The sequence below is a fragment of the Glutamicibacter sp. 363 genome (assembly GCF_052379505.1).
Classification (GTDB): Bacteria; Actinomycetota; Actinomycetes; order Actinomycetales; family Micrococcaceae; genus Glutamicibacter.
Genome location: NZ_JBQSYR010000005.1, coordinates 109,191 through 127,927 on the forward strand (window position 1 = coordinate 109,191; position 18,737 = coordinate 127,927).

The 18,737-nt window shown below is 59.9% G+C and carries 18 protein-coding genes; 7 read left to right on the top strand and 11 right to left on the bottom strand.

The annotated features are described in order from the left end of the window. The first annotated feature begins 63 nt into the window (after nt 1–63). Complete coding sequence (locus ACT3UA_RS04665; RefSeq protein ID WP_096289086.1) at nt 64–1,167, top strand: GTP-binding protein; 1,104 nt, start codon at nt 64–66, stop codon at nt 1,165–1,167. After that, on the top strand, nt 1,164–1,286 hold the full coding sequence (ykgO, locus tag ACT3UA_RS04670) for a type B 50S ribosomal protein L36 (RefSeq protein WP_096289084.1): 123 nt from the start codon (nt 1,164–1,166) through the stop codon (nt 1,284–1,286). The genes ACT3UA_RS04665 and ykgO overlap by 4 nt, the downstream gene beginning before the upstream one ends. Here the strand turns inward: ykgO and ACT3UA_RS04675 are convergent. Then, complete coding sequence (locus tag ACT3UA_RS04675; protein ID WP_444615645.1) at nt 1,283–1,540, bottom strand: hypothetical protein; 258 nt, start codon at nt 1,538–1,540, stop codon at nt 1,283–1,285. The two genes, ykgO and ACT3UA_RS04675, sit on opposite strands and share 4 nt — an antisense overlap. Here ACT3UA_RS04675 and ACT3UA_RS04680 point away from each other — a divergent pair. Both ACT3UA_RS04680 and ACT3UA_RS04685 read left to right on the top strand, forming a co-directional pair. Then, nucleotides 1,534–2,751, top strand: a complete 1,218-nt coding sequence (locus ACT3UA_RS04680) for an NRAMP family divalent metal transporter (protein ID WP_096289082.1) — start codon at nt 1,534–1,536, stop codon at nt 2,749–2,751. The genes ACT3UA_RS04675 and ACT3UA_RS04680 overlap by 7 nt on opposite strands. A gap of 28 nt (nt 2,752–2,779) precedes the next feature. Further along, on the top strand, nt 2,780–3,586 hold the full coding sequence (locus ACT3UA_RS04685; protein ID WP_217990442.1) for a putative hydro-lyase: 807 nt from the start codon (nt 2,780–2,782) through the stop codon (nt 3,584–3,586). A 70-nt stretch (nt 3,587–3,656) separates the two neighbouring features. On the opposite strand, the gene ACT3UA_RS04690 is transcribed toward ACT3UA_RS04685, so the two are convergent. The 8 genes from ACT3UA_RS04690 to ACT3UA_RS04725 form a co-directional block, all read right to left on the bottom strand. Beyond that, the gene (locus ACT3UA_RS04690) at nt 3,657–4,847 is read right to left on the bottom strand and encodes an adenosine deaminase (protein WP_444615646.1); all 1,191 of its coding nucleotides are present in this window, start codon (nt 4,845–4,847) and stop codon (nt 3,657–3,659) included. A gap of 38 nt (nt 4,848–4,885) precedes the next feature. After that, on the bottom strand, nt 4,886–5,347 hold the full coding sequence (locus ACT3UA_RS04695) for a Clp protease N-terminal domain-containing protein (protein ID WP_176484306.1): 462 nt from the start codon (nt 5,345–5,347) through the stop codon (nt 4,886–4,888). 262 nt (nt 5,348–5,609) lie between these two features. Continuing rightward, complete coding sequence (locus tag ACT3UA_RS04700) at nt 5,610–6,053, bottom strand: HD domain-containing protein (RefSeq protein WP_096289076.1); 444 nt, start codon at nt 6,051–6,053, stop codon at nt 5,610–5,612. Between the two features lie 7 nt (nt 6,054–6,060). Further along, a complete protein-coding gene (locus ACT3UA_RS04705; protein WP_096289074.1) occupies nt 6,061–6,747 on the bottom strand; it encodes a GntR family transcriptional regulator in 687 nt (228 codons plus the stop codon). A gap of 40 nt (nt 6,748–6,787) precedes the next feature. Further along, nucleotides 6,788–8,524: an acetyl/propionyl/methylcrotonyl-CoA carboxylase subunit alpha gene (locus tag ACT3UA_RS04710; protein WP_096289072.1), complete on the bottom strand. Its 1,737-nt coding sequence runs from the start codon at nt 8,522–8,524 to the stop codon at nt 6,788–6,790. After that, a complete protein-coding gene (locus ACT3UA_RS04715; protein WP_096289070.1) occupies nt 8,521–10,131 on the bottom strand; it encodes a 5-oxoprolinase subunit B/C family protein in 1,611 nt (536 codons plus the stop codon). The genes ACT3UA_RS04710 and ACT3UA_RS04715 overlap by 4 nt, the downstream gene beginning before the upstream one ends. Continuing rightward, a complete protein-coding gene (locus ACT3UA_RS04720; protein ID WP_096289068.1) occupies nt 10,128–10,886 on the bottom strand; it encodes a LamB/YcsF family protein in 759 nt (252 codons plus the stop codon). Before ACT3UA_RS04720 ends, ACT3UA_RS04715 begins: the two co-directional genes overlap by 4 nt. Before the next feature lie 203 nt (nt 10,887–11,089). Then, complete coding sequence (locus ACT3UA_RS04725; RefSeq protein WP_255248536.1) at nt 11,090–12,547, bottom strand: MDR family MFS transporter; 1,458 nt, start codon at nt 12,545–12,547, stop codon at nt 11,090–11,092. A gap of 150 nt (nt 12,548–12,697) precedes the next feature. Here ACT3UA_RS04725 and ACT3UA_RS04730 point away from each other — a divergent pair, with 150 nt between their 5' ends. Together ACT3UA_RS04730 and ACT3UA_RS04735 are read left to right on the top strand one after the other, a co-directional pair. Then, nucleotides 12,698–13,309, top strand: a complete 612-nt coding sequence (locus tag ACT3UA_RS04730; protein WP_096289066.1) for a TetR/AcrR family transcriptional regulator — start codon at nt 12,698–12,700, stop codon at nt 13,307–13,309. Nucleotides 13,310–13,515: 206 nt separating this feature from the next. Next, a complete protein-coding gene (locus ACT3UA_RS04735) occupies nt 13,516–15,738 on the top strand; it encodes an NADP-dependent isocitrate dehydrogenase (protein ID WP_096289064.1) in 2,223 nt (740 codons plus the stop codon). Between the two features lie 96 nt (nt 15,739–15,834). Here ACT3UA_RS04735 and ACT3UA_RS04740 read toward each other — a convergent pair whose 3' ends face one another. Next, on the bottom strand, nt 15,835–16,269 hold the full coding sequence (locus ACT3UA_RS04740) for a hypothetical protein (protein ID WP_141393620.1): 435 nt from the start codon (nt 16,267–16,269) through the stop codon (nt 15,835–15,837). 277 nt (nt 16,270–16,546) lie between these two features. Here ACT3UA_RS04740 and ACT3UA_RS04745 point away from each other — a divergent pair, with 277 nt between their 5' ends. Beyond that, on the top strand, nt 16,547–17,158 hold the full coding sequence (locus ACT3UA_RS04745) for a maleylpyruvate isomerase family mycothiol-dependent enzyme (protein ID WP_096289060.1): 612 nt from the start codon (nt 16,547–16,549) through the stop codon (nt 17,156–17,158). A gap of 21 nt (nt 17,159–17,179) precedes the next feature. Here the strand turns inward: ACT3UA_RS04745 and ACT3UA_RS04750 are convergent, their stop codons facing one another. After that, the gene (locus ACT3UA_RS04750) at nt 17,180–18,712 is read right to left on the bottom strand and encodes a deoxyguanosinetriphosphate triphosphohydrolase family protein (RefSeq protein ID WP_096289058.1); all 1,533 of its coding nucleotides are present in this window, start codon (nt 18,710–18,712) and stop codon (nt 17,180–17,182) included. Nucleotides 18,713–18,737 lie beyond the last annotated feature (25 nt).

Sequence of the window (18,737 nt, forward strand, 5' to 3'; positions counted from 1 at the left end):
GCCGGTTAACACTAAGTATTCGTTATTTATATTGAGAATCATTCTCATGTAAGCTCGAGCCTTATGAAGCTTATTTTTGTCTCATCTTTGGAAGTCCACTGCCGAGATGTCGCCGTCAGTCGACTGCTTGGGAAATATCCCGAGGCGCTGGTCATCGGCCACGATCTGCTAGAGGGCAATCGCGTTCTGCGCCGCGTTGAAGGAAAGCATAATGCTACCGAGCGCGCCGAATCCGTACTCGAGCACGGCTGCATAGGCTGCGCTGTGCGCTTTGAAATTCTCCCGACGCTGTTGCGCCTGCTACCTGGGCGCGAAGATGCCGTGGTGATCCAACTGCTGCCGGCTACTTGGCATAGTGATCAGGTCTTGGACATAGTGCGTTCCGACCTTGCGGGGCGTGGGGTCACAATCGACCACGTGGTCCTCGCGCTGGACCCGGCCGCGACGGAAGACCAGTTTTGGGATCGACGGACCCTGTGGGAATCAGGCTTCAACGCCATGCCAAATGATGAGCGAACCGCAGGGGAGTTCCTGATCCGCGAACTCGCGCTGGCCGATAGCCTGATGCTCGTTGAAGGGGTGAGCGTAGAGCTTCTTGGCGAATCGGCTGAGCATCTAAAAACTTCCGGTGAGCAATACGAGCATGGGGCGAGGCTGATCGCGGAATTAGCGCCGCATGCGGTGCTCAATTCAGGCGCAGGCGAAGTTGTTCTGGGCGATTACGACCAGCACGAAGCCCTTCGTAGGTCTCGCCCCGGCCATTTCTCCCAGGGTGCGGGTGCTTCGGAGATTGCAGATTCAAAAATTCTCATCAGAGTCGAGCGACCACTTGATGCCGACCGTTTCCGCGAGGTGCTGCCGGAGGTTGTCGCAACCTGCATGTGCGTTCGCGGGACGCTCTGGATGGCAAGCTGCCCCGGAGTACGCGTTGCGCTCACCGGTACGGGGCCACGGGTCTGGATGGAATCAACCGGGGCATGGGAAAGCGACGTCGCGTGCACTCATCTGGAATTGACCGGCTCGGAGCATTGTGAAGCTGAGGTCAGGGCGCTTTTGGAATCCTGCGAACTAAGCGATGAACAGCTTCTGGCCCTGCATGGCGCTTCGAGTGCAACTGGGCCAGATCAGGAGGAGTCGGATATATGGGGAAGAGGTGAAAGCGTATGAAGGTTAGAAATTCAATCCGAGCACTGAAGAAGGTGCCCGGTGCTCAAGTGGTCCGCCGTCGCGGCAGGGTCTTTGTGATCAACAAGAAGAATCCAAGGATGAAAGCGCGTCAGGGCTAGTCATGCTCGCGCGGCACCTCGGCTCGCAAAAGCCCTGAAGTTGTTTTTTTGCGGGTCGAGGTGTCGTATTTTAAGAATTCTTGTGCCAATGTTTGGGTACGCAGTTGCAGGTCAATCGCGGTCTCTGGAAAATCCGGGAAGAGGATTGTTGAACAACCTCTTGTGCAGATTGTTGAACAACCTGTATTCTTCTGTGAGTCACCAAGACTTGTGACCGCAGTCACCGCAACCTGTAATGGATGGAACCATGGCACATTCAGAGACTCAGCCGCAGCTCAGCAGTAGGGCACGGCGCACAGCCCTTATGGGCGCCATGTTCCTCATGGCAACAAGCGCAATCGGGCCGGGGTTCATCACCCAGACCTCGGAATTTACGGTCAAGCTAGGAGCGTCCTTCGCCTTCGCGATCGTCGTTTCGATCTTGGTAGACATCGCAGTTCAGCTGAACGTCTGGCGAGTTATCGGAGTCTCCGGAATGCGCGCCCAGGAATTGGGCAACAAGGTGCTTCCCGGCGTCGGCTGGTTCCTTGCAGCGCTGGTATTTATCGGTGGCATGGTCTTCAACATTGGCAATATTGCCGGCACCGGTCTTGGCATGAACGCGATGATGGGCGTTGACCCAAAAATAGGTGGCGCAATTTCAGCGGCAATCGCCATTCTCATCTTCCTATCGAAGAAAGCCGGCATGGCACTGGACCGGATCGTGGTACTCCTCGGGGCGATCATGATCCTGTTGATGCTCTACGTTGCAATCATTGCTGCCCCGCCGGTTGGCGAAGCGCTGAAGAACACCGTGATGCCGGAAAACATAGATTTCTTGGTCATTACAACGCTGATCGGCGGCACCGTCGGTGGCTACATTACTTATGCCGGTGCGCACCGCATGATTGACTCCGGCACTTCGGGCGTCGAGCATGTCAAGGCCGTTAGCCGCATCTCGGTTGTCAGCATCATCGTCACAGGTGTCATGCGAGTATTGTTGTTCCTCGCCATCTTCGGCGTCGTTGCCGGTGGCGTGGCCTTGACCAGCGACAACAAGGCCGCCGAGGCCTTCGGCGCAGCAGCCGGAGATATTGGACTACGCACCTTCGGCGTCATCCTCTGGTCCGCCGCGTTGACTTCCGTCATCGGAGCCGCCTACACCTCGGTTTCCTTCGTCACCAAATCGGTGACCAAAGAACGCACACGAAATCTGATCACTGTGGCGTTCATCGCCGTATGCGCCGCAATCTACCTATTCCTGGGCCAAGCCCCACAGACCTTGTTGATCTTCGCCGGCGCCTTCAACGGATTGATCCTCCCCGTTGGCTTTGCGGTCCTGTTGTGGGTGGCTTGGCGCCGCCGAGACTTGCTGAACGACTACAAGTACCCGGCATGGCTGTTGATTATTGGCGCCTTGACTTGGCTCTTGACCATTTACCTCGGATGGATGTCGCTCACTGGCCTGTCAAAAATGTGGGCCTGAGCTCGCGTCTGAGATCTAGGAGAACTTCATGATCCCGCTCGAACCACATCGCGACGAACGTGCCAGTATGGCCCCGTCAGCAGCCCGTAAACTCTTTCGGCAAGGACTGAGCGTACCCACCGCTGGGTATGCTGCCGGATATGCCCAAGCGAATCTGATCATCGTGCCACGCGAGCTGGCCTTTGAGGTACTACTCTTTGCCCAGCGCAACCCGAAGTCTTGCCCGATTCTAGGGGTACTGGAAGCGGGCCAGACGAGCAACGAATTACTGCCCGATGGCGATATTCGCACCGATCTTCCGAAATACACGGTCTACCAAAACGGCCAGAAAATAGCCGAACCTACGGATCTGAGCGAGTATTGGCGAGATGATCTGGTGACTTTCATCGTGGGGTGTTCATTCACCTTCGAAGCGGCCCTGATTGAAAATGGCATAGGCGTTGCCCACATCGACCAAGGTGTGAACGTGCCTATGTACAAGACGAACATTCGCAGCGCCTCGGCCGGGAGTATTTCCGGACCGATGGTCGTCTCCATGCGTCCAATACCGGCTTCTCAGGTAGCGGACGCCGTGCGTATCACTTCCCGCTACCCAGCGGTACACGGAGCCCCGGTTCACGTGGGCAATCCCGAAGAAATAGGCATCACGGATCTGGGCAAACCAGACTTCGGAGATGCACTCACCATTCCGGACGGAACCATTCCAATTTTTTGGGCATGCGGCGTGACCCCACAAGCCGCTGTCATGGAATCCCGTCCTGTGCTGGCTATCGGACACGCCCCCGGGCATATGTTAATCACCGATGCCAGGGACTCGATGTATCAGGTGCCGTAACCCCCAAAGTACGAGTACCTGTTGAGTCCAGTGCCGCGATTCCATCCCCAAGGAATCGCGGCACTTCTAATTAACGCGGCTCCGCGTCCGCCTGTAATTCGAGCCACGCATCAACCTCGGCTACGCGAGCCGCTTTTTCTCCCGCTTCGAGGAAAGATCCGTCAAAGGAATTCCGGGCCAGCGTAGCCAGCTGCGAGGCAGTCAAGGAGAATTGTTCGGTGATGGCCGAAAAGTTGGCATCCATATAGCCGCCGAAATAGGCAGGATCATCCGAATGGATGGAAACCTTCAGCCCAGCTTCGAGCATCTGAGGCAACGGATGATCTGCCAGGGTATCCACTGCACGCAATCGCACATTCGAAAAAGGACATACCGTCAGCGGCATCTGTTCATTGACCAAGCGTGTCACGAGCTCAGGGTCCTCCAAGCAACGGATGCCGTGATCAACGCGCTCAACCCGCAACAGGTCCAAGGCCTGACGGATATAGTCAGCTGGCCCTTCCTCGCCCGCATGGGCCACCAGATGCAAGCCGTGCTCGCGGGCGTAAGCGAAGACCTCAGTAAAGAGCTCAGGAGGGAATCCAAGCTCGGTAGAGTCCAGTCCGATTCCGTCGATCTCATGCTTTTCGGAAACAATCAGCTGCAGGATTTCCATGGCAGAGGCTGCCGGGGCGTGTCGCCAGAAACAGGCAATGAGCTTATGAGTCATGCCCCAACGCTGCTTGGCTTCATCAAGACCAGCACTGATTCCGGAAATCACGTCGGACAGTGTCAGCCCGCGTTCCAAATGTGCTTGGGGATCAAAGAACAGTTCAACGTGACGAACACCAGAATCGTGTGCTCGCTGCAGGTAGGCGCGAGTGATTTCATGGAAATCTTCGCTGGTGCGCAGCACGGCCATATTCGCGTAGAAAAGATCAAGGAAGGACTGAAGGTTGTTAAAATCGTACTGCTCCCGCAGCTCCTCCACCGACTGGTAGGGCAGAGCGATCCGATTTTTGGCGGCAAGGGCAAAAATCGTTTCGGGCTCTAACGAACCTTCCAAATGGATGTGTAGTTCGGCTACAGGCAGTTTCAAGTCTTGTCCTTTCGGAAAATGAACCAAAGAATGGCTGCTTCGGTCCGTCGCAGCATCGGCGCAAGGAAAATATGCAGTATCCGTGGCGGACAAACTCCACTCAAGTTGCTCTGGCCACGTACTAATTGACCTGCTAGCCGTTTCTAACGATACTCTCCAAACAGAACGCTGGGCCCAAGGCATGATGAGGTGGCGATCACCCAAGTGCTGGAAGGACCGGCTTAGCTGCCGGTTTGAGATTCACCAGAATTACCAGACCAGAGCCTAATGAGTTCCTGGCGAATTCGGTTGGGAGTGGTTCCCAACCTTTTGAAGGCTTTGGACGCGATGCCTTCGCTACCGCGAAGCAGCCCCAATAAGAGATGCTCGGTGTCGACCAAGTCATGGCCTAGCTCTTTGGCCTCGTGCAGCGATAGCTCTAAGAGCTTCTTTACATGCTTGGTGATCGGCAGCTCGCCAGTAATTCCGGACTTCTCGTTGCCTGCCAACGCGTTGACCTGCTCGCGCACATTTTCGTAGGAGATGTTCAGGGCCTCAAAAGTTTTGGCAGGAATACCAGCAGGTTCTCGCACCAGAGCGAGCAGGAAATGCTCCGTGCCTAAATGGTCGTCGTTTCGAGCAGTGGCTTCTTGCTGTGCCAAGACAACGACAAGCCGTGCTCGATCGGTGAATTTCTCAAACATGTCGGCACGGTCCTTCCCACCTAGTACTTCGATGCTACGCGCTTCACGGATCATGTGAAGAGAAAATGCCGTGCAGATTTTCAACGAAACAGCGTATTCGCGAGCACGGCTAGGGGCCTCTGCAACCGTATTGAGGACAGTTTTTGGTTAGGGATTTTCGCACACCGAGTCATCGGCACAGCCCGGACATTAATCTACGACCGGCTATGCCGGTCCCATAACCTGGTATACCTCAGGACTGGACGACCAGGCGCAGACGCACTTAGCTCGCCAGCAATGAGTGGACGTACGCGTACTTTTCCGCCAACCGGGTTCGTACCGCGTCCTCAAGCAGCGCAGTGCGTTCCGGGGAGGTGTTGTCCGCGAGGTCGGCGTACTTGACCATGAGCCCGATGGGGTTTGCCCGGACCCGGGCACAATAATCTTCGATTTTCTCCCCTTCGCGTTTGGTCACCGAAATGACAGCATCGATGACCTGCTGCGGAATCCCAGTAGACCGAAGATCCGAGGAAGTGACCGCGCAATCTTCAAGGACGTCGTGTAGCCAGGCCGCAGCGATAGCCGCTTCGCTACCGCCTTGTTCACTAACGTTGGCCGCCACGCGAGCAGGATGCATAATGTAATCCGCGCCTGACTTATCGTTTTGCCCTTCGTGGGCTCGACGTGCAATCGTTTCGGCCAATGCAGGCAAAGAAGACTCAGGCATAGCGCTCCTAGATCTTTTGAGATGACTCGTAATGGTCGAGAAGTTCGGCTTCCGCGGTATCCAGGTAGCCCAGTAGGGTTTGGGCTGCTTCGTTCCGTTGGCCGGAGGCCAGCAATTCAACAAGTGCAGCGTTTCGTTCCACATAGTGCGAATGGAAATCTGGGGCATCACTCATCGAATGGAAGACCAAGCGCATTTTGGCGAGAATTCGGCCCATGAGTTCGAGCAAGTGAACGCTCCCGGTGGCTCGCACCACGGACTCATGAAAGCGTTGATTGGCATCAGCCATGCCCGGAACGTCATGCGCTTTGGCCGCGGCGCGCGCCTCGACGATCGCCTGGGCCAGTGCCGGGACATCCAAAGCGGGCCCCCACGCAAGCGCTGCGGGTTCGATGGTGCGACGCACCGCGTAGATCTCACGGATGTCTGCGGCACCCGGGGACGACACGAACACTCCACGGTTTGGAATTCGCGTGATGATCAATTCACTGTCCAAGAGCGTGAACCCCTCGCGGAGGGTATTACGTGAGACTCCCAGCGCGTCGGCCAGCGCCTGCTCCGACAGCTTAGAGCCTGGCAACAGCCGCCCCTGGGCGATTTCTTGGCGCAACGTCGAGGCCACCCAGGTGCTGGTATGCGCATGGGTGGATCCGCTGCCCAGCGGAATCGAAGTGTAGATCTCGTTCACGCTCATTCCTCTAATCTAGCCAGTGCTTCGCAGAATCCCGCATTGGCTAAGCAATGCTTCCCAATGACTCACCACGATTAATTGCCTGTCCCGGGTTAAACGATGCCGCGGTGAAGACTCCATCGCGATGCGCGATGACCGGTGATTCCATTTTCATTGCTTCCAAGACTGCCACCGTCTGGCCTTTGGCCACCGGGGTTCCGTCCTCGACCGAGAAAGAGACCAGATTTCCGGACATGGGGGACAGCAGTGCGTCGGCGTCGACCACCGAAGCCTCGCCTCCGCCTGCCCCATCCGAGGCGGAACCACCGTGGCGGATGGCGTGCACCAGCGCGGCAGGCAGGCCCAACGCCATCGCCTTGCCGTCTAGATCGATGGTGAGCACTTCACGCTCACCGCCGACGGACGTGGTGGCGATTTCCTCGCTATTTGCCAGTTCCTCGGCGAAGTCCGATTCGATCCAAGTGGTGTAGACCTTAAAGCCTTGCTCGGCGGTGAAGTCTGGATGCTTGGCGACGGCCCGGTGGAAGGGCAAAACCGTGGGAACACCCTCGATGGTGAACTCCGCCAGAGCCACCTGGGCGCGGCGCAGAGCCTGCTCGCGAGTCGCACCATGCACGATCAGCTTAGCCATCAGCGAATCATATTGCCCGGGAATATTCGAGGTGCTGCGCACCCCGGCATCGACACGAATTCCGGAGCCGGTAGGGACCTCGAACCGGGTGATGGTCCCCGGGCCGGGCAGGAAACCACGGGCCGGATCTTCGGCGTTGATGCGGAATTCGAAGGCATGGCCTACCGGCTGCGGATCTTCCTTCAAAGACAGTTCTTTGCCCTCGGCGATCCGGAACTGTTCGATGACCAGGTCCACTCCGGCAGTCTCCTCGCTAACGGGATGCTCAACCTGCAAACGGGTATTAACTTCCAGGAAGGAGATGAGTCCGTCCGGCGCAACCAGGTATTCGACGGTTCCTGCGCCTACGTAGCCTGCCTCCCGGCATATGGCCTTGGCCGACTCGTGGATCTTGGCACGCTGCTCATCCGAGAGGAATGGGGCTGGCGCTTCTTCGACGAGTTTCTGGTGACGGCGCTGCAACGAGCAATCGCGAGTACCCACCACGATGACATTGCCGTGCGTATCGGCGAGAACCTGTGCCTCGACGTGGCGCGGCTTGTCCAGGAATCGCTCCACAAAGCACTCGCCGCGGCCGAAGGCGACGGTGGCTTCACGGACCGCCGATTCGAAGGCGTCCTCGATTTCTTCCATGGTGCGCGCAACCTTCAACCCGCGTCCGCCGCCTCCGAACGCCGCCTTGATGGCTACCGGCACGCCATGCTTCTCGGCGAAGGCGCGCACCTCGGATGCGTCGGCCGCGGGTGCATCGGTACCGGGCACCAGCGGGGCACCGGCGCGTACCGCAATTTCGCGCGCCGTCACCTTATTGCCCAATAGCTCAATAGCTTCAGGGGTTGGGCCGATCCAGATCAGCCCGGCCTCGATGACTGCGCGGGCAAAGCCGGCGTTCTCCGAAAGGAACCCATAGCCCGGGTGGACCGCGTCGGCCCCGGAGCGGTTGGCAACGGCGATGATCTTGGAAATATCCAGATAGGTTTCGGCACTCGAAGTCCCACCCAGCGCGTAGGCTTCATCGGCCCGGCGCACATGCAGGGCATCCGCATCGGGATCGGAATAGACGGCAACCGATACCAAATTGGCGTCGGCTGCGGCGCGGGCAATACGAACAGCGATTTCGCCGCGGTTGGCGATCAAGACCTTTTTCATGCCTGGGATCCTTCGGTGCTTGGGGTGGATTCGGAAAGTTCAAAACGAAGCTGTGAGCCTGGCGGCAACTGTGCCGCGGCGGATAGATCCTCGGCGATGACCGTGGCGATCACCGGGTAGCCGCCGGTGACCGGGTGATCGGCCAGGAACAGCACTGGCAATCCCGAGGGAGGTACCTGCAAGGAGCCGAGCGCGACGCCTTCGCTGGAAAGCTCGCCGGACCGAACGCGTTCAAGCGCGCTGGCGTCCCCTTCCGCGCCCAGCCGCACGCCGATGCGGTTGGACTCGCTGGTGACCAGCCAGCGCTGGTCCAGTAGTTTCGGCAGTCCGGCGGGGCCGAACCAGTCATCGCGCGGGCCAGCCTGGACGCGCAGAACATAGCAGCCCTCGGCATCTGGCCGGGGCAGGGTGCTCGGTTCGCCCTGTCCCACGATTTGCAGGTTCTCCGGCAGCGATACCGGCAGGAAGCTTCCATCCATCAGTGGAGCCGGACCCACCCCGGAGAGCGTGTCGGTGGACAGCGAACCCAGAATTCGGGGCAGCTGGATCTTGCCTCGAATCGAAAGGTAGCTGCGCAATCCGTTCCCGGTGGGCTCCAGATCCAGGCGCTCGCCGTCCAGCAAGGCGAAGGGCGCGTCCATGCAAACCTCGCGTTCGGCACGGAGGTCGTCGCCGGCCGCCGGAGTGATGACCAGCCTCGCTTCGGCTCCGCACACCGCAAGGACCTGGTCGCCGTGGGCGAGCAGGCTCATCCGACCGGTCAGGTTTTCGATGCAGGCAGAATCGGCCGTATTTCCAACCAGCCGATTTGCCTGATGCAAGGAGGCGAGATCGGCGGCGCCGCTGGCCGGTACGCCGAGCCCGCCAAAGCCCTGCCGGCCGGTGTCCTGGAGCAGGCTCTGCAAACCCGAATCGAGAATGGCCAATCCGGTACCCGTTGGAGCTTCGGTTTCGGTAGCGGCCGAGGCCGCCGTTTTCACGGTCAGCGCTTGGCGTGAGGCAATAAACTGCACACGGTCCTGCGGGCGGATGAGCGCCGGATTTTCTCGACCCAGATCCCACAGCGCGACATTGGTATGGCCGATCAGTTGCCATCCGCCGGGGGACTGGCGTGGGTAAACGGCCGAGTACTCACCGGCGAGGGCCACGGAACCGGTGGGCACCTGGGTGCGGGGGCTCTCGCGGCGGGGAACCTGCAGGTCGGTGTTTTCTCCCAGAAGATAGGCGAAACCGGGCGCGAATCCGCCGAACGTCGCACGCCACTGCTGGCCGGTATGCGCGTTGATAACTCCCTGGGCCCCAAGGCCGGTGAGCTCCCCGACGGTTTCCAGATCCGCACCGTCGTAATAGACCTCGATGGTGACAAGTTTGCCCGTAGTTGCCGCTGCCGTGTTCAATGTCAGCTTGGGCAACAGCTGCCTGGCCTGCCGGGCCTGTTCGACGTTTTCGAATTTCACCATGAGCGTCGCGGCGGCAGCTAGGACGTCGCGTTGCCCAGGCAACGGTTGGGCCTGCAACAGGGCGTCGAGGGAAAGGACGGATTCGAGATCATCCAATTCGACGAGCACATCGTGGCTTCCGGCGGCGTGTACCGCGGTGATGCTCATGCGAAGCTCTTGATCTGCACGCCGGCCGATTCAAGTCCGGCGCGGACCGCGGCCGCCATCGCGACCGATCCTGCGGTATCGCCGTGCACGCAGATCGACTCGGCTGGCATCAGGATAATCGAACCGTCCACCGCCTTGATGGTCCCCTCGGTGGCCAGGCGGATCATGTTTTCGGTGACCAGCACGGAGTCGTGGAGCACGGCGTTCGCCTCGCGGCGCGAGACCAGGGTGCCCTCGGGGGTGTAGTTGCGGTCTGCAAAGGCTTCGGCGACCGGACGCAGCCCGGCGGCCTCGGCCTTGGCCAGTGCCACCGAACCGGGCAAGAGCAGCACCGGAAGATCGTCGCCGAACGCTTTAATGGCGTCGATGACGGCTTGAGCGTGGACCTCATGGTGCACGATGGTGTTGTAGAGGGCGCCGTGCGGCTTGACGTACTTGATGCTGGATCCCGCAGCTCGGGCCAAGCTCTGCAGTGCGCCCAGCTGGTAGAGCACGTCATCGGCGAGTTCGGTAGCGGAGCAGTCGAGGAATCGACGACCGAACCCGGCAAGATCGCGATATCCGACATGTGCACCGATGGTGACGCCCGCGGAGACTGCAGCGCGGCAGGTCTGCGCAATGCCGGTGGGGTCCCCTGCATGGAAGCCGCAAGCTACGTTGGCCGAGGAGACGGATCTGAAAATGGCCGCATCGTCGCCCATAACCCAATTGCCAAAGGATTCGCCTACGTCGGAATTCAGGTCGATGCATGTCATTTGTGATCCCCGTCTCGCTGTGCCGTTTATCTAAGCATGCACCAAAAATAGAGATTGTTCAACAATCTTTTGACTGGATCGTAAATTTGCTGTGCGGGGCGGGGTGCGGCCGAAGTGAAGGCAATCGTTAAAAGAGCGCGGGGTTCCGCAGCCACTGGCTGCTGAACCCCGCGCAATTTTGCCCGCGCTTCGGGCAATCGTGGCTAGCCGCGCTTTTCAACCGTCACGAAGAGGGAAAGCACCACGCCGGCCGTGCCGAGCAACGCACCAACGATGAAGGCAGCGTGGGCGCCGGCAAACAAGGCTTCGGCAAGCTCGGCGCCCTCTTGGAGCTTGGCGTTTGAGAGCGCCGTCAGCACGGTGATGAAGATGGTGGTGCCGATGGCACCGCCGAGCTGCTGGCCGGTGTTGAAGATGGCCGAGCCGTGGCCGTAGAGGCGTGGATTCACCGAGGCCATGGCCGAAGACATCAAGCCGGTCATGAGCAGTGCCAGGCCAATCGAGAAGACGCTGTGACTGAGCATGAACATCCATAGCTCGGTCTCGGTGGTGACCGAAACGTACATCCACTGTCCCAGCGCGAGCATGATGGCACCGGGGATCAGCACCGGGCGTGGTCCGTGCCTGTCGTAGATGCGACCAAAGATGGGCGAAACGATGGCCTGGGCCAGGCCGCCCGGCAGCAGCATCATGCCGATTGCCAGGGAGCTGATGCCCTTGCCGGATTCGAGGATGATCGGAACCATCATGATCGAGCCGAGCAAGGTGCCGAAGGCGATCATGATCATCAGAATCGCGAAGGTGAAGGTTCGCGAGGTGAACGGGGTGAGGTTCAGCAATTCCTTGCCCTCGCGGGTCAAGCGAATCTGGCGCCTGATAAATAGGGCCAGGGAGACCAAGCCGATGGCGAAGGTTGCCACGGTGAGCAGCATGTTTTCGCTGGCCTTGTCGATGGTGGAGATTCCGTAAACCAGCAGACCGAATGCAAGCGCGGAAAGAATCACGGAGATCACGTCAACGGGAAGTTTGCGCGTATTCGAGGGAAGCTTGAGGAAGATGATGCCCAAGGCCAGGATGATCATCGATAGCGGGGCCATCAGGACGAAGATGTAGTGCCATCCCCAAGCATGGACGATCGCGCCGGATACGGTTGGGCCGACTGCCGGTCCGACGGAGATCACGATGGAGTTCAGGCCCATCACCGCGCCGCGCTTGTGCATTGGAATCAGCGTCAAGGTGGTGGTCATCAGCAACGGCAAAACGATCGCGGTACCAATAGCCTGGATGATTCGGGCGGCAAGCAAGACGGCAAAGCTCGGGGCGAAGATGGCGAGCAGCGTGCCGATGAAGAAGCTGGACAGCGCGAAGATGAACAGCGAGCGGGTGCTGAAACGCTGCAGCAGGAAGCCGGTGGTGGGAATGACCACGGACATGGTGAGCAGGAATCCGGTGGTGAGCCATTGGCCGGCCGCCGCCGAAATATTCATGTCGGACATGATTCCGGGCAACGCCACGGTCAGCACGGTCTCATTGAGGATCATCAGGAAGGCGGCAAGTGCCAGTGCGCCGATGATTCCGGTGAGCTGTTTCGTGGTCAGTTCGGGTTTCTCAGGCCGCGGAGGGGCGGACTCGGCCTTGATTTCGGTGCGCTCGGAAGTCACGGATTCCTCTTTCTAGGTGATGTCAACTTTCAAATTCTGTCACAGAGTGACAGAATTTCGTAAGAAGAACTGGCAGACTGTGACAGGAAATAAGTTTTCGCCGTGCGGTCATGGGACGATAAATGCACGCAGAATGACAGGGGGAGCGCAATGGGAATTCGTGACGAACGCAAAGCCGCGACCAAACGGGAGATTCAGGCCGCGACCCTCGACCTTGTCGAAAGCTTGGGGCTAGAGGCCATCACGGTGGCGCGGATCTCCGAACGCGTAGGGATCTCGGACCGCACCTTCTTCCGCTATTTCGATTCCAAGGAATCCGCTATAGTTCCGGGCCAGCGAGAACTGATCAACGCGCTCGTCGCCGCCGAAATGACCCCGGGAAGCTCCGCCGCAGAAATTTTTCACGCACTGCTCGAAGTGTGCCGCGGGCACTTCAGCGTTGAAGTCAGGCACCATGAATTCCGCAGGATCTCAAGGCTCATGCTGCAGGATCCGAAGCTGCTCATGATCGCCACGCGGCGTGAGCAGGAACTGGTCGTAGCGCTGAGCCAATCGTTGATTGACCGCGAGCTGCTGGATTCGATCCAAGCCCTGCTGCTTGCCGAAATGCTGGCGACTACCTGGCGCGTTGCGTGGCAATGTTTCGCCCATGAAGAACGGGCGGGAATTGATTCAAAGCCTGCTGAACTTTTTGAGAAGGCGGTACTGGGTCTGGCGCAAATCGCTTCATTGCCCGCTCCGAGCGCCGAAAAGACGCCATAGCCCGCTTTGAGTTATTGCGCATTAACTTAAATGTGACGAACTGCTCTACCGCCATTCATCCCGGCATTTCGGGGCTAAACGCTGTGCTGCCCGGGGAAATCTGGGCACCCAAAAGTGTGGTGCAGGCCAAAATCAGGTAAGTTTGGAACGTTGAGTTTAGGGCGGTTAGCCCGCTTCCGCACGACGTTCAGGGAGACGCCACACCTATGGCCAAGATTATTTACACCCACACCGACGAAGCCCCGATGCTGGCAACCCACTCGTTCCTGCCGATCGTGGAGGCCTTCGCGTCGACCGCCGGTGTTGAACTTGAGACCCGCGACATTTCGCTGGCAGGACGCATCATCGCCACCTTCCCGGACTACCTCGCCGAGGAACAGCGCATCTCCGATGCCCTGGCAGAGCTTGGCGATTTGGCCAAGACCCCAGAGGCAAACATCATCAAGCTGCCGAACATCTCGGCTTCCATCCCGCAGCTGAAGGTCGCCATCGCCGAGCTCCAGGCAGCCGGCTACGCGCTTCCGGATTACCCGGAAAACCCATCCTCGGATGAGGACACCGACGTCCGCGCACGCTACGACAAGCTCAAGGGCTCGGCAGTGAACCCTGTGCTGCGCGAAGGCAACTCGGACCGCCGTGCGCCGTTGAGCGTGAAGAACTACGCACGCAAGTACCCGCACTCCATGGGTGCCTGGGCAGCCGACTCGAAGACCAATGTCGCCACCATGTCCGCCGATGACTTCGCCTCGAACGAGAAGTCCGTCGTCATCGACAAGGACAAGAGCATCTCCATCCGCTTCGTGGGCGAAGACGGAGAAGTCAAGGTTCTGAAGAAGCCATTCAAGGTCCTCGAAGGCGAAGTCATCGACGGCACCGTCCTGCACGTGGCGGCACTGTCCGAATTCCTGAAGAACGCAGTGGCCCGCGCCAAGGAAGAAGGAGTGCTCTTCTCGGCACACCTGAAAGCCACCATGATGAAGGTTTCGGACCCAATCATCTTCGGACACGTCGTCAAGGCGTACTTCGCCGAACTCTTCGAGACCTACGGCGACGAGCTGGCAGCAGCCGGCCTGAACCCGAACAACGGCCTGGCGGCCATCATCGCCGGACTGGACGAGCTCTCCGACGACGTGCGCGCCGGTGTGGAGAAGCTGATCGCCAAGGGACTTGAAGAGGGCCCAGCGGTTGCCATGGTCGATTCCGACAAGGGCATCACCAACCTGCATGTCCCTTCGGATGTGATCGTTGATGCTTCGATGCCAGCAATGATCCGCCTCGGCGGCAAGATGTGGGGCCCAGATGGCAAGGAAGCCGAGACTTTGGCAGTCCTGCCAGATTCCTCCTACTCGGGCGTCTTCCAGACCGTGATCGAGGATTGCCGTGCAAACGGCGCCTTTGACCCAACCACCATGGGCACCGTGCCAAACGTTGGCCTGATGGCTCAGAAGGCCGAAGAGTACGGCTCCCACGACAAGACCTTCGAACTGGCGGCCAACGGCCACGTCCAGATCCTGGACGAGAACGACGCGGTCCTCATCGAGCACCAGGTCTTCGCCGGTGACATCTGGCGTGCCTGCCAGACCAAGGACGTTGCCATCCGCGACTGGGTCAAGCTTGCCGTGAACCGTGCCCGCGCCTCGGCCACCCCGGCCGTATTCTGGCTGGATGAAAAGCGCGCGCACGACGCGGTGCTGATCACCAAGGTCAACGAGTACCTCAAGGATCTGGATACCGCCGGCCTGACCCTCGAGATCCTGGATCCGATTGCGGCCACCAAGTACACCATCGAACGTATCCGCCGTGGCGAGGACACCATTTCGGTGACCGGCAACGTGCTTCGCGACTACCTGACCGACCTGTTCCCAATTCTGGAACTGGGCACCTCGGCAAAGATGCTCTCGATCGTTCCGCTGCTTGCCGGCGGCGGGCTGTTCGAGACCGGTGCCGGTGGTTCGGCTCCAAAGCACGTCCAGCAGCTGGTGAACGAAAACCACCTGCGTTGGGATTCGCTCGGCGAGTTCCTGGCCCTGGCCGCTTCCTTCGAGCACCTGGCCACCACCAATGACAACGCCCGCGCTCAGGTGCTGGCTGACACCCTTGATGCCGCGACCGGCACCTTCCTGTTGGAAGACAAGTCGCCAAAGCGCAAGGTTGGCCAGCTGGACAACCGTGGCAGCCACTTCTACCTGGCTAAGTTCTGGGCAGAAGAACTGGCCAAGCAGGACAAGGACGCTCAGCTTGCTGAGGCCTTCTCCGCAGTTGCCAAGGCACTGGGCGAGAATGAGGAAGCAATCGTTTCCGAGCTTGCCGAGGTCCAGGGCAAGGCAGTGGATATCGCTGGTTACTACCGTCCGGACGAGGCCAAGACCTCAACCGTAATGCGTCCAAGCGCCACCCTGAACAAGACGCTGGAACTGCTGACCAAGTAGTCTTAGCCGGCCAAAAACCGTGGGCACCAACTCGAAAGAGTTGGTGCCCACGGTTTTAACCTGAAGTATCTGAACTCGTGCATAGAGTTTCCAGGATCAGCCTTCGACCGCGGCAATCGAGATGGTCACTTCGCTGGCGCGCAGCTGCTGAAGCTGGAATGAGACGGCCTCGGCGTAGTCAGGAAGCTCGATCTCTGCGTACCTGACCGGGCTCTCTGGCGAGCAAAGAATCTCCAGCTGGCCTCGATTGTTCTCGGTGCCGCCAGCCCAGGGGATGTGTGTTGCTTGGTCCTGACCGTTGCACCGGACCGCAATCGAATAGCGACCGCCGGCGATAGCGCGGCCGATGGAAATTTCTTGATTATTGTTCTGAACAACCGTAGATAATACGGCGATCTCATGGCCCTGCAAGGACGGCGGGGCATCGTCGTTCGATCCAGCTGGCCGTATGTCACCTGTGGCATCGCAAGCAGCCAGCTGCGTCGCCACGGCAAATGCCGCAGCCACGACTGCGAGAGGTCTTAGCTTCAATTTCATTCCTCGCTGAGTTGGTTTCGGAGCAAGCCCACGAGGGGCCGCTTATTAGCCTAGCCACTAAAAGTAAAACTACGGTAGAGAGCTCCGACGGTGTCCGACCGATTGAGCGGCGAACATACGTTGTCCAAGAAAGTAATGGTCTGTGCCTCCGAGCGCACGGGTTGATTGCCCGCTGGCACATGGCGAGTGAACGCTTCCTCCAAGGTGTTGGCCGACGCTGTGGCACACCACGCGTGTTGTTTCGCGTGGCTCCAACTGCCAGACTCTACCTATGCAAGAAGTCTGGGAACTAGTACATGCCGAACGCAAGGCACTGATCGATGACCTGTCCGTCCTGAGCCCGGAGCAGTGGGAGCGTCCATCGATGTGCTCGGGGTGGACGGTTCACGACGTCGCCGCTCATCTCGTGAACAACGCGCGCACCACCACCCCTGGGCTGCTGCTCGCCATGCTCCGGGCGCGCTTTGATTTCGACCGGCAAAACTCAAATGGAGTCGCCGCCGAAAAGGGCGCGACTCCGCAACTGACCTTGCAGCGGCTGCGCGAAGTAGCTGTGCGCAAGAGCGGGCCGCCGGCTCCGCTCGCCAGCCGACTCGTCGAAGAAGTCGCCCATGGCGAAGATATCCGCAGGCCCTTGGGGATCACCCGCAGCTATCCGGCGCAGGCCGTCACCGCGGCTATTCGCTACCAGACCCGGACGAGCCAGTCCTTTGGCGGCGCGAAGGAACTGGCCCAACGCGTCAGCCTCGTGGCCGAAGATGCGGGTGTCATCTTTGGCACCGGACCCGAAGTCCGCGGCCCGGCGCTAGAGCTGCTGATGATCGCCACCGCCCGCGAGGCGCGCGAGGGCAGCCTCTCCGGACCCGGCATCGAGTTGCTTTAGTCGGGCAATGGCTTCGGCGAGCTACAGCCCGCGCCCGGCCTCCCAGAGGTTATCCGCCGTACCTGCCAGCAAGGCATTCAGCGAGACCGCCTGGGCATCAGTGAACGAGGCAATGTAATCCACGATCGCTCGGGCCTGGCCCAAACGCTGCACCTCATCCGGTCCGGCCTGCAAGAAAAGCTCGGGGGAGTGCGCGCGCAATTGACGGTATTCGTCGGTAGCGGCTTCCACCGAATCAAGCAGCCGGCGCGGGGCACGCGCCGCATCCTCCGCGTCGTTGAGCCAACTATGGAAGCCCTCGGCCAAGGACCTGACGATGCGCGTCTGGCCACGCTGGTACACGGCCAAATCCGAGCGGTCCAGCACAAAGCGCGAGTGCACGAACTTCAGCACGCCCACATCGTGCCAGGCCTCCTTGGTGAGGCGGACGTGTCCGCTGCGGATCGTCGGATTGCGTTCCACCGTGACGGATTCCTGCAGCCGGTCGATCCAGCGCCGGGTGAAAGCGGTGACCGCCCGATCCGCCTCCAGGCCACCGTCATAAGGAACCGCCAGCAGCCCCTCGACCAGGTCATGGCCCACGCGTTGCACCGAGGCGCGGAAGGCCTCCGCGTCGGCGATCCACGGGTCCTTTGCAAAGGCGCGCCGCCAGGTGGATTCCAAGGCGTGGCCCGGCTTGCGCAGGTCGAGATCGGCCTGGCGCATGGCAGCTAGCTGCGCCGTTTGATCGAGCCAGGCACGGAACTCGGCCGAAACGGTGGTGTACTGCAAGATCCCTGCACGGTAGAAATCGTCGAGGTCGTGGACCGCGTAGGCGATATCGTCGGCGATATCCATCACGGAGCTTTCCAGGGTCTGCTGGAATTTGCCGATGGCGGGGAACACCGAGAGCACATCGCGCATTTCGGCGGCCTCGATGTCGTAGGCGGAGTACTTCAAGGCTCCCGCCGCCGGGTCGGTCCCCACCCCGCGGGGCAGCATTTCCGGGGCGAGCGGAGCCATAGTGCGCCATTCGTTGCGAGTCCACGGGTATTTCAGCACCGCGCCGCGTACGGCACGGGTCAGATTCATCCCGCGTGGTGTGGCATCGCAGCTATCCAGCGCGGTGAGGATGCGGAAGGTCTGCGCGTTGCCTTCGAAGCCGTCGGGCAACCCCAAGGTATTGCGGGCAACACGATCCAATTCCTGCTCACCCAAATGCCCGAATGGCGGGTGGCCCAAATCGTGGGCCGCGGCCGCCGCCTGCACGACCACGGGGTCGCAGCCGCCGAGCTCGGCGACGAGTTTTCGGGTTGGCTCATCTGCGGTGCGCAAGCGGATCGCGATGGTGCGGGCCACCGCGGAGACCTTCAAGGAGTGCGTCAACCGGTTGTGCACGGTGGTGCCCGAACCCGCCTGCGGAATCACCTGGGTCACCGCCGAGAGGCGCGAGAAGTACGGGGAGAATCGAATGCGCTCGATATCGATGCGGAACTCGTCCTCACCTGTACGGTTAGCCTCGTCGATCGCGCGTTCCCGGCCGCCGGTGTCATGGGTTTTCTGCCTGATATCCATCGTAGGAACCAGCCTAGGTGATCGG

Bases quoted from the DNA above. Each gene is read 5' to 3' on its own strand.
- ACT3UA_RS04685 (WP_217990442.1), top strand. From the start codon at position 2,780: ATGATCCCGCTCGAACCACATCGCGACGAACGTGCCAGTATGGCCCCG.
- ACT3UA_RS04745 (WP_096289060.1), top strand. From the start codon at position 16,547: ATGCAAGAAGTCTGGGAACTAGTACATGCCGAACGCAAGGCACTGATC.
- ACT3UA_RS04735 (WP_096289064.1), top strand. From the start codon at position 13,516: ATGGCCAAGATTATTTACACCCACACCGACGAAGCCCCGATGCTGGCA.
- ACT3UA_RS04710 (WP_096289072.1), bottom strand. From the start codon at position 8,524: ATGAAAAAGGTCTTGATCGCCAACCGCGGCGAAATCGCTGTTCGTATT.
- ACT3UA_RS04665 (WP_096289086.1), top strand. From the start codon at position 64: ATGAAGCTTATTTTTGTCTCATCTTTGGAAGTCCACTGCCGAGATGTC.
- ACT3UA_RS04690 (WP_444615646.1), bottom strand. From the start codon at position 4,847: ATGCCTTGGGCCCAGCGTTCTGTTTGGAGAGTATCGTTAGAAACGGCT.
- ACT3UA_RS04700 (WP_096289076.1), bottom strand. From the start codon at position 6,053: ATGCCTGAGTCTTCTTTGCCTGCATTGGCCGAAACGATTGCACGTCGA.
- ykgO (WP_096289084.1), top strand. From the start codon at position 1,164: ATGAAGGTTAGAAATTCAATCCGAGCACTGAAGAAGGTGCCCGGTGCT.
- ACT3UA_RS04715 (WP_096289070.1), bottom strand. From the start codon at position 10,131: ATGAGCATCACCGCGGTACACGCCGCCGGAAGCCACGATGTGCTCGTC.
- ACT3UA_RS04720 (WP_096289068.1), bottom strand. From the start codon at position 10,886: ATGACATGCATCGACCTGAATTCCGACGTAGGCGAATCCTTTGGCAAT.
- ACT3UA_RS04705 (WP_096289074.1), bottom strand. From the start codon at position 6,747: ATGAGCGTGAACGAGATCTACACTTCGATTCCGCTGGGCAGCGGATCC.
- ACT3UA_RS04680 (WP_096289082.1), top strand. From the start codon at position 1,534: ATGGCACATTCAGAGACTCAGCCGCAGCTCAGCAGTAGGGCACGGCGC.
- ACT3UA_RS04730 (WP_096289066.1), top strand. From the start codon at position 12,698: ATGGGAATTCGTGACGAACGCAAAGCCGCGACCAAACGGGAGATTCAG.
- ACT3UA_RS04695 (WP_176484306.1), bottom strand. From the start codon at position 5,347: ATGTTTGAGAAATTCACCGATCGAGCACGGCTTGTCGTTGTCTTGGCA.
- ACT3UA_RS04750 (WP_096289058.1), bottom strand. From the start codon at position 18,712: ATGGATATCAGGCAGAAAACCCATGACACCGGCGGCCGGGAACGCGCG.